General features: G+C 72.3%; 21 protein-coding genes and 1 pseudogene. 8 read left to right on the top strand and 14 right to left on the bottom strand.

Annotated elements, in window-relative coordinates; genetic code table 11:
• Window positions 1–45: 45 nt before the first annotated feature.
• The 6 genes and pseudogenes from AC0VX6_RS22585 to AC0VX6_RS22610 all read right to left on the bottom strand — a co-directional run bounded on the left by AC0VX6_RS22585 (window position 46) and on the right by AC0VX6_RS22610 (window position 5117).
• Window positions 46–513, bottom strand: coding sequence for a DUF6912 family protein (locus AC0VX6_RS22585; RefSeq protein ID WP_274974558.1), 468 nt, complete (start codon window positions 511–513; stop codon window positions 46–48).
• Window positions 514–568: 55 nt separating this feature from the next.
• Window positions 569–1243, bottom strand: coding sequence for an HAD family hydrolase (locus AC0VX6_RS22590; protein WP_274974559.1), 675 nt, complete (start codon window positions 1241–1243; stop codon window positions 569–571).
• A gap of 112 nt (window positions 1244–1355) precedes the next feature.
• Window positions 1356–3032: a glycoside hydrolase family 3 protein gene (locus tag AC0VX6_RS22595; RefSeq protein ID WP_274974560.1), complete on the bottom strand. Its 1677-nt coding sequence runs from the start codon at window positions 3030–3032 to the stop codon at window positions 1356–1358.
• 158 nt (window positions 3033–3190) lie between these two features.
• Entirely contained in the window at window positions 3191–3679 is a 489-nt protein-coding gene (locus tag AC0VX6_RS22600; RefSeq protein WP_475465966.1) for a PTS sugar transporter subunit IIA, read from the bottom strand.
• A gap of 50 nt (window positions 3680–3729) precedes the next feature.
• Window positions 3730–3975 (bottom strand): annotated as a pseudogene (locus tag AC0VX6_RS22605) (PTS sugar transporter subunit IIB); the annotation flags it as partial.
• Window positions 3976–4076: 101 nt separating this feature from the next.
• Window positions 4077–5117: an SIS domain-containing protein gene (locus AC0VX6_RS22610; protein WP_475465968.1), complete on the bottom strand. Its 1041-nt coding sequence runs from the start codon at window positions 5115–5117 to the stop codon at window positions 4077–4079.
• Between the two features lie 315 nt (window positions 5118–5432).
• Here AC0VX6_RS22610 and AC0VX6_RS22615 point away from each other — a divergent pair, with 315 nt between their 5' ends.
• The 3 genes from AC0VX6_RS22615 (at window position 5433) to AC0VX6_RS22625 (ending at window position 8548) form a co-directional block, all read left to right on the top strand.
• Window positions 5433–6170: a GntR family transcriptional regulator gene (locus AC0VX6_RS22615; RefSeq protein ID WP_013154738.1), complete on the top strand. Its 738-nt coding sequence runs from the start codon at window positions 5433–5435 to the stop codon at window positions 6168–6170.
• A gap of 42 nt (window positions 6171–6212) precedes the next feature.
• Complete coding sequence (locus AC0VX6_RS22620; protein WP_475465970.1) at window positions 6213–7691, top strand: PTS transporter subunit EIIC; 1479 nt, start codon at window positions 6213–6215, stop codon at window positions 7689–7691.
• Window positions 7692–7807: 116 nt separating this feature from the next.
• Window positions 7808–8548, top strand: coding sequence for an MBL fold metallo-hydrolase (locus AC0VX6_RS22625; protein WP_274974564.1), 741 nt, complete (start codon window positions 7808–7810; stop codon window positions 8546–8548).
• A 39-nt stretch (window positions 8549–8587) separates the two neighbouring features.
• On the opposite strand, the gene AC0VX6_RS22630 is transcribed toward AC0VX6_RS22625, so the two are convergent.
• Window positions 8588–9202 (bottom strand): LysE family translocator, encoded by a 615-nt coding sequence (locus tag AC0VX6_RS22630; RefSeq protein WP_274974565.1) that lies wholly within the window; start codon window positions 9200–9202, stop codon window positions 8588–8590.
• A gap of 112 nt (window positions 9203–9314) precedes the next feature.
• On the opposite strand from AC0VX6_RS22630, the gene AC0VX6_RS22635 reads away from it, so the two are divergent.
• A complete protein-coding gene (locus AC0VX6_RS22635) occupies window positions 9315–9767 on the top strand; it encodes an Lrp/AsnC family transcriptional regulator (RefSeq protein ID WP_013154742.1) in 453 nt (150 codons plus the stop codon).
• A 145-nt stretch (window positions 9768–9912) separates the two neighbouring features.
• Here the strand turns inward: AC0VX6_RS22635 and secA are convergent, their stop codons facing one another.
• The gene (gene secA, locus AC0VX6_RS22640; protein WP_475465973.1) at window positions 9913–12756 is read right to left on the bottom strand and encodes a preprotein translocase subunit SecA; all 2844 of its coding nucleotides are present in this window, start codon (window positions 12754–12756) and stop codon (window positions 9913–9915) included.
• 478 nt (window positions 12757–13234) lie between these two features.
• On the opposite strand from secA, the gene AC0VX6_RS22645 reads away from it, so the two are divergent.
• Window positions 13235–13759, top strand: coding sequence for a hypothetical protein (locus tag AC0VX6_RS22645; RefSeq protein ID WP_475465974.1), 525 nt, complete (start codon window positions 13235–13237; stop codon window positions 13757–13759).
• Between the two features lie 246 nt (window positions 13760–14005).
• On the opposite strand, the gene hpf is transcribed toward AC0VX6_RS22645, so the two are convergent.
• From hpf to mtrA, 6 genes are all read right to left on the bottom strand, one after another.
• Entirely contained in the window at window positions 14006–14683 is a 678-nt protein-coding gene (hpf, locus tag AC0VX6_RS22650; RefSeq protein ID WP_475465976.1) for a ribosome hibernation-promoting factor, HPF/YfiA family, read from the bottom strand.
• A gap of 740 nt (window positions 14684–15423) precedes the next feature.
• Window positions 15424–16206 (bottom strand): ComF family protein, encoded by a 783-nt coding sequence (locus AC0VX6_RS22655; protein ID WP_274974569.1) that lies wholly within the window; start codon window positions 16204–16206, stop codon window positions 15424–15426.
• A gap of 202 nt (window positions 16207–16408) precedes the next feature.
• A complete protein-coding gene (locus AC0VX6_RS22660) occupies window positions 16409–17251 on the bottom strand; it encodes a maleylpyruvate isomerase family mycothiol-dependent enzyme (protein WP_475465977.1) in 843 nt (280 codons plus the stop codon).
• An 84-nt stretch (window positions 17252–17335) separates the two neighbouring features.
• On the bottom strand, window positions 17336–19210 hold the full coding sequence (locus AC0VX6_RS22665) for an LpqB family beta-propeller domain-containing protein (RefSeq protein WP_475465978.1): 1875 nt from the start codon (window positions 19208–19210) through the stop codon (window positions 17336–17338).
• The gene (mtrB, locus tag AC0VX6_RS22670) at window positions 19207–21042 is read right to left on the bottom strand and encodes an MtrAB system histidine kinase MtrB (RefSeq protein WP_274974572.1); all 1836 of its coding nucleotides are present in this window, start codon (window positions 21040–21042) and stop codon (window positions 19207–19209) included. Before mtrB ends, AC0VX6_RS22665 begins: the two co-directional genes overlap by 4 nt.
• A 16-nt stretch (window positions 21043–21058) precedes the next feature.
• Window positions 21059–21736, bottom strand: coding sequence for an MtrAB system response regulator MtrA (mtrA, locus tag AC0VX6_RS22675; protein ID WP_013154750.1), 678 nt, complete (start codon window positions 21734–21736; stop codon window positions 21059–21061).
• A 424-nt stretch (window positions 21737–22160) separates the two neighbouring features.
• On the opposite strand from mtrA, the gene AC0VX6_RS22680 reads away from it, so the two are divergent.
• The 3 genes from AC0VX6_RS22680 to AC0VX6_RS22690 are packed head-to-tail and all read left to right on the top strand — an operon-like array spanning window position 22161 to window position 25560.
• Window positions 22161–23729, top strand: a complete 1569-nt coding sequence (locus tag AC0VX6_RS22680) for a glycerophosphoryl diester phosphodiesterase membrane domain-containing protein (protein WP_274974573.1) — start codon at window positions 22161–22163, stop codon at window positions 23727–23729.
• Window positions 23726–24349, top strand: coding sequence for a DUF4129 domain-containing protein (locus AC0VX6_RS22685; RefSeq protein ID WP_274974574.1), 624 nt, complete (start codon window positions 23726–23728; stop codon window positions 24347–24349). Before AC0VX6_RS22680 ends, AC0VX6_RS22685 begins: the two co-directional genes overlap by 4 nt.
• Window positions 24346–25560 carry a DUF4350 domain-containing protein gene (locus AC0VX6_RS22690; RefSeq protein WP_475465980.1) on the top strand — a complete coding sequence of 405 codons (1215 nt, stop codon included), beginning with the start codon at window positions 24346–24348 and terminating at the stop codon, window positions 25558–25560. Before AC0VX6_RS22685 ends, AC0VX6_RS22690 begins: the two co-directional genes overlap by 4 nt.
• The last annotated feature ends 31 nt before the right edge of the window (window positions 25561–25591 follow it).

The following is a 25591-nucleotide window of genomic DNA, read 5'->3' on the forward strand; positions in this document are numbered from 1 at the left end:
GTGCGTTCGCGCTCACCTCCCGGCAGCGAGCCGTCGGCCCTCGCCCTACGGCTGCGTGGTCGTGGCCTCGTCGACCAGGTAGCGCAGCTCCTGGACCGCGAACCACATCAGTTCGTGGTCCTCCACCGCGCCCGAATCCGGGTCCTGCACCGACGCCGCCACGTCCGCGGCGGCGTCGGCGTCGTCCACGTGGGCCGACGCCAGCTTCTTGAACGGAACGGCCCCGGTGACCCTCACCCGGGCCACGCCCCGCCCCGCGCTGCCAGCGCGCTCGACGACCTGGTCGGGCATGTTCGCCGCCAGCACCACCCGTCGCCGGGGAGCGCCGGGGTCGGCCGCCAGCAGCGCCAGCGACTCCCCCGCGGCGGCGTACATCGCCTCGTACTCCGCCTCCTCCACGTCCTCGTCCGGGCCGGGGTCGGCCGCGAACGCGGTCAGCGGCACGCCCTCCAGCCGCCCCTCCTCCAGCAGGCGAGCCAGGGCGGGGATGGTGCTGGGCAGGAAGACGTACATGCGAGCGGCTCTCCAGGATGTGGGCTGAACACACCAAGTGTGCCAAACCCCGGGCTCAGGCGGCCCGCTCCCCCGGCACCGGGGGCGCGCCGTCGCCGTCCGGCGCCAGGAAGCGCTCCAGCTCCAGCCGCGTGGTGTCCACGTCGCTGTGCAGGATGCCGGTCATCCCGAGCTCCTCGGCCGTGCGGACGTTGTGCTCCAGGTCGTCGATGAACACGCAGTCCTCGGGACGCAGGCCGATCCGCTCGCAGGTGTGCAGGTAGATGCGGTGCTCCGGCTTGCGCATCCCCACCTCGCCCGAGATGACCACCGCGTCGAAGGTGGTGTCGAAGTGCTCACGGGGATAGCAGTTGCCCCAGGAGTTCGACAGCAGGGCGGTCGCGGCCCCGGCGGTCCTGGCCTCGCGCAGGGCCTCGTACATGTCGTGCACGGGGTCGAACTCGCAGAACATGCGGTCGATCAGCCCCTCGGCGACCACCGGACCGCCGTGGGTGCAGCGCAGCAGGGCCGCCAGCTCGCGCTCGAACGCGCAGGTGTCGATCTCGCCCCGCTCCAGGGCGTGCACGAGGTTCTCCCCCTCGACGCTGCCGTCGAAGTAGGGGCGCATGACCTCGTGGTAGTGCTCGACGTCGATGCGGTCGGCGTGCAGCCAGGCCCGGATGCCCACGGGCAGCGGCGGTGTGAGGACACCACCCCAGTCGCAGATGACCCCTCGCCGGGTGCCGTCCATCCGATCCCCTCCTCCGGTCGTCGGTGACCTCTCCCCCAGACGCCCGCGGGTCGGGCGGGGAAGCGTTCTTCCCGTTCCCCGCCCGTTTCAACCCCCGGCGAAACCCGGCCGGTCAGGTGGTCAGCCCGGTACCGATCTCCACGTCGGCCGCGGGGATGTCCACCGGCAGCTTCCCGGAGGGCTTCACCTGTCCGGCGATGACCCGCGCGGCGGCGGCCCGCGAGACGTCCACGGACGAGTACACCGCCACGAACGCCTCCGCCTCCGGGAAGGCCGCCAGGTCGTAGGGCGTGCCCTGGGATACCACGACCACCGGCAGCCCCTCGGCGCGCGCGGCCTGGACCAGGCCGCTCTGCTCCGAGGCCCCGCTGCCGCCCCCGGTGCCCACGACCACGGCGTCGGCCCCGCTCTCCACCACGTCGACACCGGCCTCGGTGAGCGCGGCCGAGATCTGCTCCGCGCCCACGCCCTGGACGCGGACACCGCTGCCCTCGGCCAGGGGCAGCAGGTCGCCCTCGTTGCGCAGCAGCGTCGCGGAGGCGTCCGCCACGCGCTGGGCGGCCTCGGCGTGCCCGGGGTCCTCCAGGACCGCCGCGGCGCCCTGCGGGTCCACCGGTTCGGCCTCCAGGACCCCGCGCTTCTCCTTGAGCGCCAGGACGCGCAGCGCGGACTCGTCGATGCGCTCCTCGCTCAGGCGGCCCTGCTCGACCGCCTCGCGGATCGCGGACACCGCGGCGGCGGGGTCCGGCGGCATGAGCAGCTGGTCCACGCCCGCCTCCAGCACGCGCACGGCGATCTCGCCGTCGGAGTGGCGCTGGCGCACGCCCTCCATGTTGAGGGCGTCGGTGGTCACCACGCCGTCGTAGCCCAGTTCGCCGCGGAGGATGCCGTCGATCAGCTCCGGGGAGATGGTGGCGGGCTCGGGGTCCTCGCTCCCGTCCAGCTGCGGCATGAGCACGTGGGCGGTCATGACGGCGTCCACGTCCGCGTCGATGGCCGCCCGGAACGGCGGCAGGTGCTCGGCCTCCCACTGCTCGCGCGGCATGTCGATGACGGGCAGGCCGCTGTGGCTGTCCACGTCGGTGTCGCCGTGCCCGGGGAAGTGCTTGACCGCCGACACCACACCGGCGCCGGAGTAGGCGCCCGACTCGGCGACGGCCATCTGCGCGACCAGGTCGGGGTCGGAGCCGAAGGAGCGGATGCCGATGACCGGGTTGTCGGGATCGGTGTTGACGTCGGCGTCGGGCGCGTAGTTGAGGTTGATGCCCAGGGCGGTGAGCTCCTCGGCGGTGGTGGAGGCGCGCAGCTCGGCCAGTTCGGTGTCGCGGGTGGCGCCGACGGCCATGGCGTCGGGGAAGCGGGTGCCCACGGGCAGCCGGGCCACCAGGCCCTGCTCCTGGTCGATGCCGACGAACAGCGGAACGCCCTGCCCCTGTTCGGCGGCCAGGTCCTGCACGCCCGCCGACATGGTGGCGATCTGCTGGGCGTCGGTGAGGTTGGCGTCGAAGTAGATGAGGCCGCCGGGCCGGTAGGCCTCGATCTGGGCGGCGTTCTCGGCGGCCGAGGTGCCCTGGGCGGTCAGGACGAGGAGCTGGCCGATCTTGTCGTCCAGGTCCATCTCGGAGAGCAGCCGGGGTGCGAGCACGGGCTCGAAGGGTTCGGCCTCGGCCGACGGCTGGGTTTCGCGGTCCTCGTGCGAGGAACCCACCTCCTCTGTGGTGCATGCGGTGGCGATCAGTGCGAGTCCCACGCAGGCCGGGGCCAGGGCGTGCGGAACGGACAGTTTCATGGCGGACTTCATCTCCGGCGAAATCGTGGGTTCGCCGCCGAAAATACCCGTTGCGGCAGGCCCGGAGGCGGAACCGCCGCCACGCGGGCGCGCGTGGCGGCGGTTCGGGGCTCCGTCGAGCGGTGTGCGCGGGTCCGGGTCCGCGCGCAGGAGATCGTTCAGGACCAGGTGAAGAGGGCGTCCCCCCGGGCGACCGAGCCGCTGACCACCTCGCCCAGCGCGTCGGGCGAGGCGTCCAGGGCGACCACCGGGACCACCGACGGCCTCCCCTGCGCGGCCACCGAACCCGGCGACCAGCGCACCACAGGGGTGCCCGGCTCGACCTCGTCGCCCTCGGCGGCCAGGAGGGTGAACCCCTCCCCCGCCATCTGGACGGTGTCGATGCCCAGGTGGACGAGCACGCCCCGGCGGTGGTCGGGCGCCATCACCACGAACGCGTGGGGATGGAGCTTGACCAGGGTCCCCGCGATGGGGGACACGGCGTCCTGGACGCCCTCCTGGCCGCCCTCCTGTCCGGGCTCGGGGTGGACGGCGACCCCGGGGCCGACCATCGACTGGGAGAAGACGGGGTCGGGCACAGTGTCGAGGGACAGCGCCGTTCCGGGCACGGGGGAGAGTACGCGCAGCGTACCGATCACATCTGACATGGGGGGTGTCTTCCCTCCCTTGGGCGTTTGATCCTTCCTGGCGGGGCCTGTTAGAGCAGGTCCCGGATGTCGTCGGTGAGGGCGTCGGCCTCGGGACCGACCACCACCTGGACGACGTTGCCCGAGACCAGCACGCCGTGGGCTCCGGAGGCCTGGAGGGCCTTCTCGTCCACGAGACCGGGGTCGGCCACCTCGGTGCGCAGCCGGGTGATGCAGGCCTCGATGTCCTCGATGTTGTCCGCGCCGCCCAGACCGGCGACGATCGCCGCTGCCTTGTCCGCCATGTGTCCTCCGTGTTCTGCCGTGGAACGGGGTGTACCCGAAACCTGAGGGCGAGCTTAGGGGCGGCGCACCGCGCGCACCAGGGTCGGGGGCCGGACGGGGTGTTGTCCTCGGCTCAGGAGGTCTGCGTGACCTTGTTCAGGCCGCGCGGGACGTCGGGGTTGTAGCCCAGGCGGCGGGCCAGGCGCTCGGTGAGCAGCTGGGCGGGGACGATGAGGTTCATCGGGGACACCCACTCGGGCACGTCGGGGACCGGCACGGACACGTCGCTGGCGGCGGCCAGGGCGTCGCCGCCGCCGAAGCCGAAGACCGGCGCCCCGGCCGAGCGGACGCGCTCGGCGAGGGAGACCGTGCCCTGGAGGGTCGGGCCGGTGGGCGCGGCCACCAGCAGGGCGGGGGTGCGCGGGTCCACCACGGCGATGGGTCCGTGCAGCAGGTCGGCGTAGGACAGGCCCATGGCGTGGAGGTAGCAGGCCTCCTTGAGCTTGAGGGCGGCCTCCAGCGCGGTGGAGAAGGCCAGGCCGCGGCCGGAGATGACCGCTCCCTGCACGGCGACCATCCGCTCGACGATCTCCTCCAGGGCGTCCGAGGGCGCCGTGAGGGTCTCCTCGATGCCCTCGCAGACGCGGGTGAGGTCGCCGGGGTCCAGGTCGGCGCCCAGGCCCAGGGCCAGGACGGCGAGGGCGGCGAGCTGGGTGCTGTAGGTCTTGGTGGCGGGCACCGCGACCTCGCTCCCGGCGCGGGTGACCAGGGCGACGTCGGCCTCGCGGGCCAGCGGGGACTCCGCGCCGTTGGTGACGCCCACGGTGCGCGCGCCGCAGTCGGCGGCCCAGCGCATGGTCTCCACGATCTCCTCGGTCTTGCCCGACTGGGAGATCGCGACGGCCAGGACGTCGGACAGGTCGATCCGCGCCCCGTAGGTGGTGGCGATGGACGGCGAGCCCAGGGTGGCCAGGCGGCCGGTGTGCGCCTGGAGGAGGTAGCTGCCGTAGACCGCTGCGTTGTCGGAGGAACCGCGGGCGATGAACAGCACGTGCCTGGTGCGGCGGCCCAGGGCCTCGATCTGGGGGCGCAGCGGCAGGAGTTCGGCGAAGGTGCGGCGCAGCGCCTCCGGCTGCTCGGCGATCTCGGAACGCATCACGCTCGTGGTGGTCATGGAGGGCCTTTCCTGTGGGTGGCGCGGGCGGTGGACGCGGCGGAGCGCGTGTCGGGGCCGACGGACGGCGGGCGGGGGTGTGGCGCAGGTGGAGCGGACTCCCGGACGGGCCCCCGGTCCGCCCAGGTAACAGGTGCGAACCGCCTGCCCTTGGGTGGATTGACACGCGGTCGGAGCTGTGGTCTAGTCCGGACTATACCAGTCATGCCCGAATCGTCCCGGAGGTGCCCGGACCTGGTGCGCCGGACACGCAGGGTCCGTCCGCGCTAAGGTCTGACGCCAACCCACCCGCCGACCGAGAAGGCCGCCCGCTCCATGTCGATCGACCCCAGCAACCCGCTGCCCAAGTACAGCCAACTGCGCGACCTGCTCCTGGACTGGATCACCGCGGCGGGGCTGGGCGTGGACGACATGATCCCCTCCGAGCGCGAGCTCAGCGCCACCTACGGGCTCTCGCGGATGACCGTCCGCCAGACCATCGACCTGCTGGTGGCCGAGGGGCGGCTGTACCGGGTCCCCGGCAAGGGGACCTTCATCGCCCGTCCCAAGATCGAGATGTCCCTGGTGCTGGCCTCCTTCAGCGAGGACATGCGCGCACGCGGCTTCGAACCGGGAGCCCGCGAGCTGATCCGCCAGGTCATCCCGGCGAGCGGACACACCGCGCGCATGCTCGACATCGCACCGGGCACGCTGGTGCACCACATCGAGCGCATGCGCACCGCCGACGACGAGCCGATGGCCGTGGAGCGCTCCAACATCCCCGCCGCCATGGTCCCGGGCCTGGAGGACTACGACCTCGCCGAACGGTCCCTCTACGAGGTGCTGGAAAACGAGTTCGACATCCTGTTGGATTCCGGGGAACAGACCATCGAGGCCGGGATCTGCGACTCGGCCGACTCCCGACTCCTCGGCCTGCCAGCTGGGAGCCCGGTGCTGGTGATGCAGCGCCGGAGCTTCGCCAACGGACAGTGCGTGGAACTGGCGCTGTCCACCTACCGAGCCGACCGCTACCAGCTGCACTCCCGGCTGGACCCCCGGCGGCACGGCGACTGAAGTCCCGCGCCCACGAGGCGCGTGTCCGAGGAAGGACCCCCCATGAGTTCGGACCAGACCCCGACACCGACCGCGTCGCAGCCCCCGGGCGGCGGCGCGAGCCGGTCCAAGCGCGGCTCGTCCACGCTCGCCGTCCTGCAAAGGCTCGGCCGCAGCCTGATGATGCCCATCGCGGTCCTGCCCGCAGCCGCGATCCTGCTCCGCCTGGGCCAGCCCGACCTGCTCGGCGCGGACGGCCTGGCCGGGCTTTCCGGGATGGGGTGGATGGAGCCGGTCGCGGGCGCCGTCGGCATGGCGGGCGACGCGGTCTTCCAGGCCCTGCCGCTGCTGTTCGCGATCGGTGTGGCGATCGGGTTCGCCAAGCGCGCCGACGGTTCGACGGCCTTGGCCGCGGTCGTGGGCTACCTGGTGTTCGACCGGGTGGCCACGTGGACGATGGTGACCTTCGACGGTGCCACGGGCGACCTGGGGTCGCGGCTGACCACGTACCCGCTGGCGGTGGACCCGGTGACCCGCCAGCCCGTCACCGATCCCGAGGCCGTCAACGCGGTCATGCCGGTGATCAACCACGCGGTGAAGAACCCGACCGACGTGCTCGGCGGCATCGCGGTGGGCCTGGTGGCGGCCGTGCTGTGGCAGCGCTACCACCGGATCAAGCTGCCGACCTGGCTGGGCTTCTTCGGCGGCCGCAGGTTCGTGCCGATCGTGACGGCGCTGGCCGGTCTGTTGATGGGCGTGGCGCTCGGCCTCATCTGGCCGGTCGTGGGCGGATGGATCCAGGACCTGGGCGAGGGCATCATCGGCGCGGGCGCGGTGGGAGCCGGAGCCTACGGGGTGATCAACCGCCTGCTGCTGCCGCTGGGCCTGCACCACGTGGTGAACTCGTTCATCTGGTTCGTGTCGGGCACCTACACCGCTCCCGACGGCACCGTGACGCACGGCGAGATCACCCGCTACTTCGCCGGAGACCCGGACGCGGGCGGTCTGCTGTCCGGGTTCTTCCCGGTGCTGATGTTCGGCCTGCCCGGCGCGGCGCTGGCGATGTGGCTGGCCACGCCCAAGGCCCGGCGGACGCAGATCGGGTCGATCATGATCCCCGCGGCGCTGACGGCGTTCGCGACGGGCATCACCGAGCCGGTGGAGTTCGCGTTCATCTTCGTGGCCCCGGCGCTGTTCGCGGTGCACGTGGTGCTGACCGGCGTCTCGATGGCGGTGCTCAACGCGGTGGACGCCCAGTTGGGCTTCGGGTTCTCGGCGGGCCTGATCGACATGCTGTTGAACGCCACGAAGGACAACACCCAGGGGCTGGGGTTGACCCTGTTGCTGGGCCTGGTGTACTTCGCGGCCTACTTCGGGATCTTCTACCTGCTCATCACCCGCTTGAACCTGCCCACGCCGGGCCGCGAGCGCGACCCGGACGACCCGGGCGAGACCGTGCGGGCGCACACCGAGACCAACACCGGCGAGGACCCGCCGGAGTCCGGAGGTTCGTCGAAGGGCGGGACGGGTTCCTCAGGCTGATCCGCCGGGACGTCCGCGGGCCCGCGGCCCGAAACCCGTGCGCGGGTTTCGGGCCGCTCGTGTCAGGGCAGTCCGACGCACCAGACCGGATTCATCGACCTCCCGGGAGGTGGGCGGTGTTCAGGAAGGACGTGGCGGAGGGCATCCACTGCGTGCGGGACGGGTACGTCAACTGGTTCATCGTCGAGGACGAAGGGCTGCTGACGATCGTCGACGCCGGGGTGGGGGGCTCCTGGGACTCCCTGCGGCGGGCCCTGATGCTGCTCGGGCGGCAGCCCCGGGACATCCGCGCCCTGGTGCTGACGCACGGGCACTTCGACCACCTCGGGTTCGCGGAGCGGATCCGGTCCCGGATGGGCGTTCCCGTCCACATACACGAGAACGACGTTCCGCTCACGCGGCATCCCCGCCAGTACGGGCACGCGCGTGCCCGCACTCCCTACTTCCTGACGCAGGTGAAGGCCTTTCCGATGGTCGCCTCGTTCGTGGGGCGGCGGGCGTGGTGGCCGAAGCCGGTCAGGGAGGTGCACCGCTTCCGGGACGGCGAACTGCCGGTGCCCGGGGGGCCGCGGGTCGTTCCCACCCCGGGTCACACTCTCGGCCACTGCGCCCTGCACTTCCCGGACCGCGGAGCGGTCATCGCCGGCGACGCCGTGGTGACCCTCAACCCGTACCGGGGCACGTACGGACCGCAGATCGTGTCGGGAGCGGCGACCGCGGACGAGGAGCGCGCGCTGGCGTCGTTGGGCGCGATCGCGGACACGGGAGCGCGGACCGTGCTCGTGGGACACGGCGAGGAGTGGCGGGACGGCGCGGAGAGGATGGCCGAGTTCGCCCTTCGGCGCGGCCCCTCCTGACACCGCTGCGGCGTCGCGGGGACGGTCGCGGCCCGCGCCCTAGAGGAGGCGTTCGGCCATCAGGCCCGCGCCGATGAGGATCATGGCCGCCCCGGAGAAGCGGCTGACGGCGCGCGCGGCGGCGGGGCGGGTTCCCAGCACCGTGCGGGCGAGCACGCCCACGCACAGGTAGACCGCCCCGCAGCTGGCCGTGTGCACCAGGCCCAGGGTGCCGATCTGCGCGGCCATCGGCCATCCGCCCGCGGGGTCGGTGAACTGCGGCAGCAGGGCCAGGAACAGCAGCAGTGCCTTGGGGTTGAGACCGCTGACGCCGGTACCGGTCAGCACGCGCGAGCCCCAGGAGGAGGGCACCGCGGCTCCGCCCGCGCCGGGCACCGCCGGGCGGGCCAGAGTGGCCGCTCCGAGCCACACCAGGTAGGCGGCGCCCGCCAGGGTCAGGCCGGTGAGCACGGCCGGTGTGCTGGCCACCAGCGCCGCGACCCCGCCCGCGACGACCCCGGTGAGGGCGACGTAGCCCAGCAGCAGCCCGGACACCGCCGGGAGCACCGAGCGGTCCCTCAGCCCGGCGGAGATGGTGTAGGCCCAGTCCGCCCCCGGCACCAGGATCAGCAGGACCGACACCGTCCAGAACGCCGCGACCGAAGCCGGTTCCACGGCCACTCCTCTCCTCGAAACTCCTGTTCAGAGGGGAAGAGTAGCCATAAAACGCCCGAAAATGGTTCCACTTCTTGCGGGCGAAACCGCCGTTGGTGGAAGAATCTCCTCCATGGACAACGTCGACCGGAAGATTCTTGCCGAGCTCCAGGAGGACGGCCGTCTGAGCGTCACCGAACTGGCCCACCGCGTCGGGCTCAGCGTCTCCCCGTGCCACCGCAGACTGCGCGAACTCGAACGCGCCGGGGTGGTCAGCGGGTACCGCGCGGTCGTGGACGCCGAGGCGGTGGGGCTGGGCTTCCAGGCGCTGGTCTTCGTCACCATGCGCCAGGAGGACCGGGACACCGTCGCGGCCTTCGAGCGGGCGGTCGAGGACATCCCCCAGGTCGTCCAGGCCGAGCGCCTGTTCGGCGACCCCGACTACCTGCTGCGCGTGGTCAGCGCCGACCTGGCCGCCTTCCGCGTGCTCTACGACGAGTCCCTGGCCACCCTGCCCGGCGTCCAGCACCTGAGTTCGACGCTGGTGATGAAGCACGTCGTGCGGGAGCGGCCCCTGCCCGCCTGAAGTCCGGACGCCCGTGTCCGGGCGGCGGTCCGCGGCCGCCCGGGCGCGCCCGCGGAGCGGACGGCGAACGCGCTCGGGCGCGGCCCCCGTGGGAGCCGCGCCCGAGCGCGTCGTGTTCCGGCTGCCGCCGGGGCCTACCGCCCGCCTACTTGGCGGCCGGGTCGCCGTGGCACTTCTTGTACTTCTTGCCGGAGCCGCACGGGCAGGGTGCGTTGCGCGCCGTGCCGGAGTACTCGTCGGCCGTCTCGCTGTGGCGCTCGACGGTGCCGTCCTCACTCGGCGCGGAGTACTGGAGCTGGTTGGGCTGGCCCTCGCCGAAGCCGGGGACGACCACGTCCTCGGCGGGCTCGGCCTCCTCCACAGGGGAGGCGGCGTCCTGGACCTCCTCGTCCTCCTCCACCGCGGTCGCGACGGCGGTCGCGCTGGCGGAGCCGCCGACGGCAGCGGCGGTCCTGGCCGCGGCGGCCGTGGTGAGGGCGGGCTCCTCCTTCTTGCGGACCTGCACCTCGACGTTGAAGAGGTAGCCGACGGACTCCTCCTTGATGGCCTCCAGCATCTGCTGGAACATGTCGAATCCCTCGCGCTGGAACTCGATCAGCGGGTTGCGCTGCGCCATGGCGCGCAGCCCGATGCCCTCCTGGAGGTAGTCCATCTCGTAGAGGTGCTCACGCCACTTGCGGTCCATGACCTGGAGGATGACCCGGCGCTCGACCTCGCGCATGGCCTCCTCGCCCAGCTCGGCCTCGCGGGCCTCGTAGGCGGTGTTGGCGTCCTCCACCACGCGCTCCGAGATCACCTCGGTGGTCAGCGTGTGCAGGTCGCCGTTCTCCTCGATGAACTCGTCGACGGTGAAGCTGATCGGGTAGACCTGCTTGAACGCCCGCCAGAGCTTGTCGAGGTCCCAGTCGCTGGGGTCGCCGTTGGCGGTCTCCTCCACGACGTAGCCGCGCAGGACCTCCTCCAGCATGCTCATGACCTGGTCGCGCAGGTCCTGGCCCTCCAGGACCTTGCGCCGCTCGGCGTAGATGACCTTGCGCTGGCGGTTGAGGACCTCGTCGTACTTGAGGACGTTCTTGCGGATCTCGAAGTTCTGCGTCTCGACCTGGCCCTGCGCGGAGGCGATCGCCTTGCTGACCATGCCGGACTCGATGGGCTGGTCGTCCGGGATGTTCAGCTGGTTCATGAACGCCTCCAGACGGCTGCTGTTGAACAGGCGCAGCAGGTCGTCCTGGAGGGAGAGGTAGAAGCGGGAGATGCCGGGGTCGCCCTGGCGGCCGGAGCGGCCGCGGAGCTGGTTGTCGATGCGCCGCGACTCGTGGCGCTCGGTGCCGAGCACGTACAGGCCGCCGGCCTCGACGATCTTCTCGTGCTCCTCCTCGTAGTCGGCCTTGGCCTTCTCCAGCGCCTCGGGCCAGGCGGCCTCGTACTCCTCGGGGGTCTCCAGCGGGCTCAGTCCGCGGCCCTGGAGCTCCTCGTCGGCGAGGAAGTCGGGGTTGCCGCCCAGCATGATGTCGGTACCGCGACCGGCCATGTTGGTGGCGACGGTGACCGCGCCGAGCTTGCCCGCGCGGGCGATGATCGCGGCCTCACGGGCGTGGTTCTTGGCGTTGAGGACCTCGTGGGGCACGCCCTCGCGCTTGAGCATCCGGGACAGCAGCTCGGACTTCTCGACGCTGGTGGTACCGACCAGGACGGGCTGCCCGGCCTCGTGGCGCTCGGCGATGTCCTCGGCGAGCGCCTGGAACTTGGCGTCCTCATGCTTGTAGACGACGTCCTTGACGTCCTGACGGACCATCGGCTTGTTGGTGGGGATGGGCACCACGCCGACGTTGTAGGTCTGGGTGAACTCCGCCGCCTCGGTCTGGGCGGTACCGGTCATGCCGGCGAGCTTCTCGTAGAGGCGGAAGTAGTTCTGGAGGGTGACCTTGGCGAGAGTCTGGTTCTCGTCCTTGATCTTGACGCGCTCCTTGGCCTCGATGGCCTGGTGCATGCCCTCGTTGTAGCGGCGGCCCGCCAGGACGCGGCCGGTGAACTCGTCGACGATGAGGACCTCACCGTCCTTGACGATGTACTCCTTGTCCCGCTTGTACAGCTCCTTGGCCTTGAGGGAGTTGTTGAGGAAGCTGATGAGCGGGGTGTTGACGGCCTCGTAGAGGTTGTCGATGCCCAGCCAGTCCTCGACCTTGGCCACGCCGGACTCGGTGATGCCGACGGTGCGCTTCTTCTCGTCGACCTCGTAGTCCTCCTCGCGCTTGAGGCGCGGGGCGATCTTGGCGAACTCGGCGTACCACCGGGAGTTCTGCTCCGAGGGGCCGCTGATGATCAGCGGGGTGCGGGCCTCGTCGATGAGGATGGAGTCGACCTCGTCGACCAGGGCGAAGTAGTGCTCGCGCTGGACGGTGTCCTTGAGCGAGAGCGCCATGTTGTCGCGCAGGTAGTCGAAGCCGAACTCGTTGTTCGTGCCGTAGGTGATGTCGGCCTGGTAGGCGCCGCGGCGGTCGGCCGCGGTCATCTGCGGTCCGACGACACCGACCTCGAGGCCGAGGAAGTGGTAGATGCGGCCCATGTTCTGGGCGTCGCGCTTGGCCAGGTAGTCGTTGGTCGTGATGACGTGGACGCCCTTGCCCGCGAGCGCGTTGAGGTAGACCGCGAGGGTGCCGGTCAGGGTCTTGCCCTCACCGGTCTTCATCTCGGCGATGTTGCCGAGGTGCAGCGCGGCGCCGCCCATGATCTGGACGTCGAAGTGGCGCTGGCCCAGGGTGCGCTTGGCCGCCTCCCGGACGGTGGCGAAGGCCTCGGGGAGCAGGTCGTCCAGGGACTCCCCGTCCTCGTAGCGCTCCTTGTACTCCCCGGTGAGGTCGCGCAGCTCCTCGTCGGTGAGGTCGACGTAGTCTTCCTCCAGCGAGTTGACCTGGTCCTTCAGTTTGTTGAGTCGGCGCAGGATCTTTCCCTCACCCGCGCGCAGGAGCTTGTCGAGTATCCCTGGCACTTCCTATGCGCTCCTCGCAGATCGCGGTTGGCTCCACCCACGTGGAGTTCAGATCTAGGCCCGCTGACCGCTTTCCCGTGGCCGCGGAGGACGGCGGGGGTTCCTGGGCCCTCGGCCCTACATCCTAGAGGACACGAACCCTACGCCCACCCTCTCAGGTGGAGCGGCCCGACCGCACGTTTCCCTGTGCGCAACGAAGAGAACCGACCGATATGTTCCCGCATGTCACAGACCTGGCAGCGGGCTCGGAAGGTTTTTCGCGTCGCCCCGGTACCAGGGGGGATCGGATACCGGCGCGGACGGGGCGCCGGTCGCGTACGCCGACCGACTCCCCGCGCTTTCGGAGCGCCTCCCCGCGCTTTCGGAGCGGGCACCGGTGGGTCCCGGCTTTCGTGGGTAGGCACGTGGTAGGAGGTCGTACCGCGGCCGAACGGCCGCGGACGGACCGGACGCGAACGTGTTCCCAGGGGGGATCACCATGCGAACGAACCGAGACAAGAAGGACCGCGGGACACGGGACGGCGGGGGCCGCGAGGCGAGGGACCTGTCGGCGCCCTCCCCGCGTTCTCCCGACGACGTGGCCAAGGAGTTCGTCGGGGAGTCGCCCGTCCTTCGGCGCGACCCGGTGGCCGACGACCCCGCGCTGGCCTGGGAGAAGGAGCATCCCGACGGCGACAGCCGTTTCGGGCGCATCCGGGGGTTCCAGCACCAGGGCGGCAGCCTCGCGCCGAGCAGCAGCCATCGCGGGCGCGTGTCGTCGTGGGCGGCGGTCCTGCTGGCGTGCGCCGGGTTCGTCGTGGGCGGGGTCGGCGTCGCCATGGGGATGTCCGTGGTCCTGCTGGTGGTCGCCGCGGTCCTGCTGGTGGCGGCGGCCGTGGTGGCCCTGGTCTTCGACCTGATGAGCGACGTCGTCCTCGACACGCCCCGGGCCGAGTCCGAGGAGCCGCACGACACCCCGCTGCACCGGATCAAGCAGGAGGACGCCGAGCACCGGCCCGGGTAGGCGCGGGCCGACGGCCGGACCGGCGGAGACGAGCGCCGGGCACGGGGTGAGTGCACACCGCCGCGGCGGGTCCGGATGGACCCGCCGCGGCTTCGTGCGGGGGGATCCGTCGAGGGCGGTCGCGGACGTCTAGGGTCTGTTCTTTGAACCCGTCTCCGGCACCGCTGTGCCTGCTTCAACCCGATTCCCGTTCTCCGGGCGCCCGAACACGGACCGAAGCGGAGCGGAGGTCCAAAAAAACACTGCCTAGTCGACCAGTCGGAGGACGCCGTAGTTGAAGCCCTTGCGCCGGTAGACGACGCTCGGGGCGTCCTTGACCTCGTCGTGGAAGAGGTAGAAGTCGTGGCCCACGAGTTCCATCTCCATGAGCGCCTGGTCGATGCTCATGGGCTTGGCCCGGTGGAACTTCTCCCGGACGACGACGGGGGCGTCTCCCTGGGTGTCGAGTTCGACGAACTCGTCGGAGAACCTCCCGTCCAGCTCGGTGCCGTTGACGTCCTCCTCGCCGCTGCGCCGCTGCGCGGGGGGAGCCTGCGTCGCGGTGGCGGTGGCGGACGAGGGCAGGTCTCCGGGGAGGTCGGCGGTGGCCGACGCGACGGAGACGGGGGCGTGGTTGCCCCGGTGGACCTTGCGCCGGTCCGCGGACTTGCGCAGGCGGGCCTCGATCTTGTCGAGGGCGAGGTCGAGGGCGCCGTACCGGTCCGAGGCGGCGGCCTCGCTGCGAATGACCGGACCGTTGGTCCGGATGGTCAGCTCAACCCGCTCGCAGACGTCGGCGAGCTTGGGGTTGCGCTCTTTGGACACCTCCACGTCGACGGTCATGCCCTTCTTCTCCCACTTGGAGAGCCTGTCGAGCTTGTTGTCGACGTGCTGACGGAACTTCTCACTCACACCGGTGCGTCGACCCTTGACGATGATGTCCATAGGACCCCCTTCATCGCGTGGCCGCCGGAAGACGACGGCCAGGCTGGCTCTGCGTCCCTTCCGCCGTCAGGGGGGCGGGAGGGGTGTCGCGCTAGCCCCCTTCCGCTGGTGCCCCCGTCCTGTAGGGGGCACGGCTCGGTTGGAGATGCGTATACCCACCAGCGGGGGTGTCATCACGCGTACCAGGGGCGTGATTGGCGAAGGCCGCCGCGGTGGAGGAAAGGACTGCCGGGACTGTCGGGACGGGTCGCCCCTCGATGAACCGCAGGTCGCCCGGGGCCGCGGCGGGACGCGCGCGGCGGGGACGCGGGGGGATCGTCTCCGGGGGTTCGCCGTTGGCGAACCCCCGGACGATGGGATGCCACCCGTCCGGCCGACCTGGTCTTCGTCCCCACATCCGCCTGCTGAGAGTGTCGCCGCTCTTGTACGCGACTACTGCTCTTCTCCCTGTCATGAGGGACATCTGGACCCTCCGCGGGGCAGGGCTTACCTCTAAGGCGCACCGTGATCGGTCGACGAAAAGTCGCCTTACGTGGGCCGTTTCGCCTGCGCCTGGCATCGGCTTGCCGGAGTGGCCCCCCGGTGTTCCCGGGAGCTCACAGACTCCGACGCAACCACGGACCCGGACGGGTGCCATACCGTGACCGTAACCTGTCCTGGCGAGGATGTCAGGTAGCAGCCACCCTCCCAACTCATCGGTAACTGCCTCAAACCCCTTTGTACATGGACTTTTCACCTGTTCACGAGGGTTCGTAAAACCTTCTTGCACCACCCGCCTCCTTCTCCCGGGAAGGACCTCCGCCAGAGCCTGGCAGGCGTTCGAGGAGGACCACCGCGCCCGCCACGGGAATCCCGCGGGCCCGCAGGGCGCGGGTCGCCTCGGCCACCGTGGCGCCCGTGGTGAGGACGTCGTCCACCACGACCGCGGCTCCCCCGGTCTCCGGGCCGGGCCGCGCGCCGGGGGCCGCGTCGAGGGCCCGGGGAAGCGGACGGTCCGCGACGAGGGTGCCCGCCCGGTTGGCCAGGCGCTCGTCCCGCCCCAGACCGGCCTGGCGCCGGGGACGGCCCCGATAGCGCAGCAGGGGCGCCAGCCGCCCGGCGCCCGCTCCGCCCGCCTGCGCCAGGCAGGCGCGCGCCAGCCGGGTGACCGGCGCCCGGGGGTCGCCCGGCGGGCCCCGCCCGGGCACGGGGACGAGCAGGGTGTCCGGGCGGGCCAGGCCGGACGCGGTGTGGGCGGCGGCCAGCCATCCGCCCAGGGGCGCGGCCAGGGCGTCCGCAGCGCCCTCCTTGTAGGTGAGCAGCACCCCGCGGTGGCGCCCGGCGTAGGGCCCGGCCGCCCAGACGGGCGGGCAGCCGGGCCTGGGCGCGCAGCGGTGGGGGCGGCGCCGCAGCGCGGTGAGGCAGTGCGCGCACAGCGGCCCCGAGGGGCCCGCGCACGCCGCGCAGGGCTGGGGCAGGAGCAGGTCGAGCAGCGCGCCGAGTATCCACCGCAGCACGCCCGTGGGATGTGTCCGTTCGTCCATACCTCAAGGTTGGGCGTTCGGAACAGCCTCCGCCAGCCCCTTCCCGGACCTGTGGACAACGCCCCCGAAGGCCTCCTCCGCGCCCCTCACCGGCTCCCGCTCCGGTCCCGGCACCGCGGTTCCGGCACCGGGCACGGCCCGGACCGACCGGTCGCCGCAGGCCGCCGCCGGCCGCCGCACGGGCCGCGGCCGGTCCGCGCGCTCAGCGGATGATCGACACGATGCGGCAGCAGGCCCGGGCCAGGCCGGAGTCTCCCGAGAGGGCTCCCCCGGCCTCGGCCTCCTCGGGTTCGATCCCCCGCACGCACAGCCGCCAGGCGGTCTCGAAGTCCCAGCGCACGGCCGCCGCGGGCGGGCCGGAGTCCCCCGCGGCGTCGGGGGCCAGCGACCACCCGGTCCCGGTGCGGGTGACGGTCCACTCGCCGCCGTCCGGGCCGTCCACGGCCACGCTCACGCGCGTTCCGGTCCGCGCCGGGACGTCGCGCAGGGTGTGCGGCAGCGCGCGCATGAAGGTGTCCAGCACCAGGGAGCCCGCGGGCCCGGGGTCGGTGGCCCGCCCGGCGGCGTGCCGGATCTGCTGCCGGTGCGCCCAGTTCTCGGTGAGTTCGCGGGCGCAGTCCAGCCAGACCGGCGCCGGGTCGGCGCCCGCCCAGGAGACGGCGACACCCGGGGCGTGCGGGTCCGCGGAGCGCCAGAGCCGCGCGAGCTCGCGTCCGGTCATCTCCAGCGTCTGGACCAGCGCCTGCGGGCTGATCCTGGCGGTGGCCCGCACCCACTCCTGGTTGTTGCGGTGGATGAACGCCGCCAGCGGCTCCCCAGGCGCCGGGGCCGGTGCCGCCCGGTAGCGGTCGCGCATCCCCGCGATGCGCCAGTAGTCGTCGCCGAGCAGGTGGGCGGCCACGTCGCGCGCGCTCCACCCGGTCACGGCCCCGGCCTGCCACTCGTCGGGGGTGAGGCCGCGCAGGAGCGCGAGGAGGTCCTCCCGCTCCCCGGAGAAGTGGGGGCGTGCGTCGATCGGCGTACCCAGCCGGGTCAGGTCGTCCATGGCGCCACCCTTCCAGGCCTCCGCGCCGGGCGCACCCCTGTTTCGTCGCGGGCGCGGCCGGGGTCCGGCCGCGCCCGCGACGCCTCAGCCCGGGAAGGACGGTGAGCCGCCCTCCACGACGCTCTGCCAGTTCAGCGGGTCGCTGGACACCCAGATGTTGCCGTCGTCCGAACCGGCCACCAGGGGCTGGCCAGGGGCTCCGGAGACGGTCACCATGCTGGCGACCGGGGTCCCGGCACTGGCGGGCGGCGTGCCGCCGTCCAGCGACACCAGGAGGGCCTGGCTGGTACCGCCCTCGCGGGTGCCGAGCACGACCAGCTGGTCGCCCGAGCGCCAGGAGATGTCGGTGACGTCCTCCAGCTCGCGGGCCAGGGTCACGAACGACTCGACGGAGACCTGGCCGTCGGCGTCCTCCACCACGCGTCCCACCTGGAGCGAGCGGCGCCCGTCCACTTCGGTCACCACCGCGGCGCGGGTGCCGTCCCGGGAGATCTGGAACTGCACCAGCGGCCTGTCGCGCAGGTCGGACACGTCCACGCGGACCACCTCGTGGCCGTCGCGCAGCAGCCACAGGTGCGTCGGGCCCGGGGAGGGCGGCGGCCCGTTGAGGTTGGGGCTCTCGGCGTCGGAGTCCTCGCGCGCCTCCTCGCCTTCCTCACCGTCCTCCTCGTCGACCTCCTCGACCACCCACAGGTCGCCGTTGACGTCCCAGGACAGCTCGGTGAAGACCCCGTCGGCCAGGACCTCCCGGACGGCGGCGCCCGGGGTGGCCTCGCTCGTGACGACCCTGCGGCCGCCCGTGGTGACCCCGGCGATGGTCTGCTCGTCCAGCGACACCGCGAACCTGCCCAGGGGGACCTCGCCCGAGCCCAGGGGGCCGGGTACCGGCTCGCCGCTGCCGAAGGTGTCGGTGTCCCAGTCCGAGGCCGCCCACAGCTGGCCCTCGTGGGAGTAGTAGACGTGGACGCCGGGCGAGGTCGCGCCGGGGCTGACCTCCGACCAGTAGGTGCTGCCCGGGCGCGGCCGGTCGGCGCTCTCGCCCTCGGCCCCGGGGAAGTCCACCTCGTTGCCGTTCACCCGCAGCGTGAACTCCTGGATCTCCGGCAGCTGGCGCAGGGTCCAGGCGATCTGGGCGCCCATGCCGAACTCGTCGGCCTGGCCGGGGGCGGTCACGCTGACGGTCACCCGGTCCTCGTCCACCTCCACCTCGGGATCGGCGTCCTCGGAGAACGAGGAGTGCACGGAGGGCTCCAGCCAGGCGCTGGGGCCGCGGACGAGCCGGTGCAGCAGGCGCTGGGTGAGTTCGTCGTTGCTGACGGGCAGGTAGACCGGGTCCGGGACCAGGGCGTTCTCGTCGGGGTTGAAGTAGTACAGGTTGAACGGGCGGTGGGTGCGCTCCAGGTCGAGCTGGCTGAGGACGAGCTCGTCCGGCAGGCTCTGGATGCGCCACTCGCCCTCGGGGTCCTCGTCCTCCCGGGCCAGGACGAAGGTCTCGTCGAGCAGGCGGCCGGAGTCGCCGGAGACGTACCTGCCGTCCTCGTCGATCGTGGCCACCAGTGAGCTGCGCATCCGCACGGTGGCGGTGAGCCCGTCTCCGCTGATCGTGGTGTCGAGGTCGACGGTGTCGTGGCCGGGGAAGACCTTGACCGTCCCGTCCGGGTTCCACGACTCGTCCGTGCTCGTCAGCATGTAGCTGCGGGCGGCCTCGTAGTCCTGCTCGAAGCTGCCCATGTCCTTGAGGAAGTCGCTGACCAGGCCCTCCGGCGCCACGCCCTCCTGGGGTCCGGCGGGCAGCAGGCGCACGTAGCCGCCGTAGGGGTCGCCCTCGGACTCGTTGCCGTCGCTGGCCACGACCGGGCCGGTGGTGGGGACGGTCGCGCAGGCCGCCATGGACACGGCCGCCACGGCCGCGGCCAGGCAGGCGCGCGTGGCGCGGCCGAACCGGTGCGGTGTCCTCACAGCTTCTCCTCGCCCTCGCGCTGCTCGGCGCGGACGGCGGCCGCGCCCTCCTCCGTGGTGTCCGCGCCGTTCCTGGCCGGCACCTTCTCGGCGCGGACGGCGCCGTTGCCGTTCTCGCCCTTGTCGCCCTTGTCGGCCTTGTCGGCGAAGGCGGTGTAGGTGCGGCCCAGCGCGAACTCCGGCGGCACCAGCGGCAGGGGGGAGCCGCGCAGCTCGCTGCCGGAGCGGCGCGGCAGGGACAGGCGGAACTGGGAGCCCTGGCCGGGCTGCCCCCACGCCTGGAGCCAGCCGCCGTGCAGGGTGGCGTCCTCCTTGGCGATGGAGAGTCCGAGGCCGGTGCCGCCGGTGGTGCGCACCCGGGCCGGGTCGGCGCGCCAGAAGCGGTCGAAGCACAGGTGCTCCTCCCCCTCCTTGAGGCCCACCCCGTAGTCGCGCACGGCCACGGCGACCGCGTCGCGGTCGCAGGCGGCGGTGACCACCACGTCGCGGCCCTCGCTGTGCTCGATGGCGTTGACCACGAGGTTGCGCAGGATGCGGTTGATGCGGCGGCCGTCGTACTCGGCGGTGCAGGGCTCGGTGGGCAGGCGCAGCACGACCTTGATGCCGCGCCGCTCGGCGATCTGCTCGGCGTCGCCGACGGCCTTCATGACGGCGTCGCGGATGTCGAGCGACTCGGTGCCCAGGGTGGCGGCCCCGGCGTCGTGGCGGCTGATCTCCAGCAGGTCGGAGAGGAGTTCCTCGAACCGCTCCACCTGGCTCTGCAGCAGCTCCACCGAGCGGCGCATGGTGGGGTCGAGCTCCTCGCGCTCGTCGAAGAGCACGTCCCCGGCCATCTTGATGGTGGTCAGCGGGGTGCGCAGCTCGTGGGAGACGTCGGAGACGAACTGGCGCTGGAGCTTGGACAGCTCCTCCAGCTCCTGGATCTTCTCCTGGAGGTTGCCAGCCATGTCGTTGAAGGACAGGGCCAGCCGGGCGAGGTCGTCCTCGCCGTGTACGGCCATGCGCTCGGTGAGGTCGCCCGAGGAGAGGCGTTCGGCGGACTGGGCGGCCGAGCGGACCGGGCTGACCACCTGCCGGGTGATGACGAAGGCGATCAGGCCCAGGAGGATGACCAGCAGCACGCCCACCAGGCCGACCGTGCCCTGGACCAGGTCGAGGATCTGCTGCTCGTGCTGGAGCGGGAAGATGTAGTACAGCTCGTAGGCGCGCGTGAGCTGCGCGCCGACCACCAGCGCGGGTTCCTCGCCCTGGTCGGTGGTGATGCGCGTGTACGTGTGGTACTGCTGCTCGTCCACCTCGGACTCGTGGACCTGGTTGATGAGCCGCTGCGGAACGCTGCCCTCGCCGGTGGCCCAGCCGACCTCGCCGCCCACCGAGGGCAGGATGACCACGCTGTACAGCCCGGTGTCGCCGCTGCGGCTGGTGAGCTCGTTGGCGAGGTTGTACATGAGCCGGTTGCGGTCGCCCGACTCGTTCTCCTGGAGTTCGGCCGACGCGTAGTTGAGCCCGGCGCGGTGGTCGGTGACGGCCGTGGAGATCTTGGCGTCGAGCAGGCCGCCGCGCACCTGGGAGATGAGCACGTATCCCAGGCCCACCATGACCACCAGGGACAGCACCAGGGTGGTGGAGATGACCCGCAGGTGCAGCGAGCGGCGCCAGTTGCTGTGGACGCCGCGCACCAGGGCGCGGGCGGCGCGCTGGGCGAGCGCGTAGGAGCGGGTGAGCCCGGTGCCGCCGTCACGCCAGCGACCTCGGGCCGTGGACGGCCCGGAGGGCGGGATCTGCGTGTCGGAGGCGGTCCCCCGCTCCTCCTCTGGTGTGGCTGCGGTCATGTGCGGCTCGGGAGGATCAGGCGGTTCCGGCCTTGTAGCCGACGCCGCGGACGGTCACGACGACCTCGGGGTGCTCCGGGTCCTTCTCGATCTTGGCGCGCAGGCGCTGGACGTGGACGTTGACCAGGCGGGTGTCGGCGGCGTGCCGGTAGCCCCAGACCTGTTCCAGGAGCACCTCGCGGGTGAAGACCTGGCGCGGCTTGCGGGCCAGGGCGACCAGGAGGTCGAACTCCAGCGGGGTGAGGCTGATCTGCTCGCCGTCGCGGCGCACGGCGTGCCCGGCGACGTCGATGGTGATGTCCCCGATCTGGAGCACCTCGGGCGCGGGCTCCTCGGTGCGGCGCAGGCGCACGCGGACGCGGGCGACCAACTCCTTGGGCTTGAAGGGCTTGACGATGTAGTCGTCGGCGCCCGACTCCAGCCCGAGGACGATGTCGATGGTGTCGCTCTTGGCGGTGAGCATCACGATGGGCACGCCGGACTCGGCGCGGATCTGACGGCAGACGTCGATCCCGTCGGCGCCGGGGAGCATCAGGTCGAGGAGGACCAGGTCCGGCTTGGTCTCGCGGAAGGCCTCCAGGGCCTTGTCCCCGTCGTGCACGAACGAGGGCTCGAACCCCTCTCCACGCAGAACGATGCCCAGCATCTCAGCGAGGGCGAGGTCGTCGTCGACAACCAGTACACGTCCCTTCATCGGTGCGTCCGGCGCCGGGCGTCGGACCCGCGGGCGGGCGGGTACGGCGGCGCCTACTCCTCTCTCTGAAAACACTCAAGCGGCATGAACGTTCGGTGCGCCCCGAGACGCGGGGAACTGCTTCGTCCTCCCCCCACCTTGCCACCTTCGGGCGGGATCGGGAGAGTGGTCGGTGTTTTTCGGTCCGTGGGAACCGTTTCGGCCTGCGGCGCGTCGACCCTGGTGACCTGGCACGCGAACCTTCGCGACTCGGCCGGTTGGTAACAGAAAGCATACAAAAGGAATGAAGTGGGTCGGTTGCACCTGCATACGCCCGAACATCGCGGGCACCGGTGGAACCGGCGGGTAGGTTGGTTGACCAGAGGCCGAAAACCGCGGAAGCGCGCTCGCGCAGCGTAACCGAACCCCATGGAGGGCGGGGCAGATGACCCAGGAGGACGACCACCGGGACACGTCGGGGAACCCCCCGGACGGACCGGACGGCGGCGGGGCCCCCGAGGCCGCTCCCCCGCCCGCGTCCGGCGGATGGGCCGCCCCCGGCCGGGAGGGCCCGTCCTCCGCCTCCTCCGCTCCCTCCGGTGGGCGGCCGGACCCCGCGTCCGCCGGTCAGGCGCCCCAGGGGCAGCCGGGCTTCGCCCCTCCCGAACAGGCTCCCGGGTACGGGCAGGCTCCCGGGTACGGCCAACAGCACTACGGGCAGGCGCCCTCCGGACAGCAGCCCGGATACGGACAGTACGGGCAGCACGCCTCCGGCCAGCAGCCGTCCCAGGGCGGCGGTTACGGACAGCAGCCCGCGTACGGGCAGCCTCCGGGTCACGGCCAGTACGGCCACGGCCAGCAGGCGCAGTGGCAGCAGTCCGGATACGGTCAGCAGCCGGGCTACGGACAGTACGGGCAGCACCCCGGTTACGGACAGCCCGGATACGGAGCACCGGCCGGATACGGCCAACAGCCCCCGTACGGGCAGCCGCGAGCGCTCAAGCCGGGCGTGGTCGCGCTCAGGCCGATGACGCTGGGGGACATCCTCAACGGCGCGTTCAGCCTCATCCGCAACAACCCCAAGACCACCGTCGGACTCGCGCTGATCGTCATGGCGGTCGCGAGCATCATCAGCTCGGTCGGCTTCAGCGGATACATGTCCGACTACGGGGCCTTCATGGACCAGATGATGGCCGACCCCGCGTCGCTCGACCCCAACGCCCCGTTCCCGTTCAGCGGCTGGTCCCTCGTGGCCCTGTACGGCGGCGGCCTGCTGACCCAGGCCGGGATCATCCTGGTCACCGGCCTGCTCACCGCCGTGGTCGGCATGGCGGTCCTCGGCCGCAAGCTCAGCCCGGCGCAGGCCTGGGCCGCCGTGCGCGACCGGATCTGGTCCGTCGTGGGCCTGGCCCTGCTGCAGCTGCTGATCTTCTTCGGCCTCTCCATGGTCGTCATCACCGTGGGGCTCCTCGGGCTGTTCCTGGGCATCTTCCTGGCCGTCTCGGGCAGTCAGGGCGTCGGCGTCACCATCATCGTCGTGTCGCTGGTGCTGGGGTTCGGCGGCGGCATCGCGCTGGCGGCCTGGATCTACATCCGCATCTACTTCGCCATGCCGGTCGTGGTGCTCGAACGCCTCAGCGCGGGCGCCGCCCTCGCCCGCTCCTGGCGCCTGACGCAGGGCAGATGGTGGCGGACCTTCGGCATCGCACTTCTGGCCATGGTCCTCATGGGCTTGGTGAGCAGCCTGCTGAGCATGCCCTTCAGCATCGTGTCGGTGATCCCCGCCTTCGTGGGGCCCGGTGAGACCTGGGCCGCGGTCGTGGCGGGCGCCGTCGTCTACGTGGGCAACGTCGTGGTGTACGCGCTCACCACTCCCTTCACCGTGGGCGTGACCACCCTGCTCTACGTGGACGCCCGGATGCGCAGCGAGGGCCTGGACCTGAAGCTGCACCAGGTGGCCCAGGCGGGCTACGAGGCGGGCCCGGAGATCTACCTGCCGGAGCCGCGGACGTGAGTGCGCCCGCCGTCGGGGAGGTGACCCGCGAGGAGGGGCAGCGGCGTGCCGTCGAGGAGCTGAGCGACCCCCTGTACGGGGAACAGGAGCCCTCGCTGTGGGACCGCTTCCTCTCCTGGCTCGACGAGCTCCTTGCGGACCTGGTCTCCCGGGCGCCGGACGCCCTCGGCGGCTGGACGGTCCTCGGGCCGCTGCTGGTGGTCGTCGCGGTCCTGCTGGTCTGGCTGGTGTTCTGGCTGCGCCCGACCCGCGGCCGTCGCGCGGGCGCGCCCGTGCACGAGGGCGCGCCGCTGGACGCGGCCGACCACCGGGCCGCCGCCGACCGGCACGAGAGCGCCGGTGAGTTCGCCGCCGCCGTCACGGAGAGGCTGAGGGCCATCAGCGTGGACCTGGAGGAGCGGGCGATCATCACACCGCGCGCGGGGCGCACCGCGACCGAGCTGGCCGCAGAGGCCTCCGCCGTGCTGACCGCCGAGGCCGAGGGGCTGGGCGAGGGCGCGCGGATCTTCAACGACGTGGCCTACGGCGACCGTCCGGCCACCGCCGACTCCGCGCGCCTCCTGCGCGAGCTGGACACGCGGCTCAGGGCCGCCCGGCCCGCCGGGGAGGTGGGCCGATGACGGCCACCGCTCCCCCGGCCGCGCCCCCGCGCTCCCCCGGCCGCGCTCCGGCCCGGGAGGACTCGCGCGTCCTGCGGGTGTGGCGCTCGGTCCGGGTTCCGGCAGCCGTGGTGGCCGCGCTCGTCACGGTCTCGGTGCTGCTGTCGCTGGGCAGCGAGCAGTTCCCCACCGGCCACCTGGAGCCCGGTTCCATCGACCCGGACGGCACCCGGGCGCTGGTGAACGTGCTGGAGCAGGACCGCGACGTGCACGTGGTGCGCTCCTCCGCCGCCGCCGAGGAGGCCGTGGCCGACGCCGGGGACGACGCCGTGCTCGCCGTCTTCCTGGACCACCGCCTGCTCCCCGAGGAGCTTGGGTCCCTGGCCGCGCTCGACGTGGACACCGTACTGGTGCAGCCGTCCACGCAGTCCCTGGAGGCGTTCGCCCCCGGGGTGACGATGACCGGCCGGGAGGAACCGGAGGGGTTCCCGAACCCGGAGACCCCCTACGCCCCCGAGTGCGGGCTGTCGGCCGCCGAGGCCGCGGGTGAGGCCTACGTCGCCGGTGAGCTGTACACGGCCGGATCCGGGGTCCGGGCCGTCGGCTGCTACCCCGGCGGCAGCGGCGACGCCCTGGTCCGGGTGGAGCGGGACGGCTCCGCCACGACCGTGCTGGGCACCGGCAGGCCGCTGACCAACACCGCGCTCTCCGCCGGGGGCAACGCCGCGCTGGCGATGAACCTCCTGGCCGCCGAGGACGTGGTGTGGCTGCGCCCCGACCCGCCCCAGCAGGAGGGCGGCTCCGGGCTGTGGCAGCTGCTGCCGCTGGGTCTGCGCTGGTCGCTGGCGCCGCTGGTGGCCGCGCTGGCGCTGCTCGCCCTGTGGCGGGGCCGCCGGATGGGCGCCCTGGTGCCCGAGTCGCTGCCCGTGGTGGTGCGCGCCTCGGAGACCACCGAGGGGCGCGCGGGGCTGTACCGGTCGCGCAGGGCCCGGGACCGGGCCGCGGCCGCGCTGCGGTCGGGGTTCCTGGACCGGGTCGCGCCCAAGCTCGGGCTGGGCGCGGACGCCGCGCCCGACGCGGTCGTGGCGGCGGTCGCCTCTCGGACCGGTGACGACCCCGCCCACCTGCGGGCCCTGCTCCACCCCGGGCACCCCGACCCGTACGCGGGCGACGACGACATGCTGATCAGGCTCGCCGACGAACTCGACGAGCGCGCCCGGAGGCTCCGGTGACCCTGAGCCGAGGGGACCAGCGACCGACCAC

It is taken from the genome of Nocardiopsis sp. iso_25 (assembly GCF_056173305.1).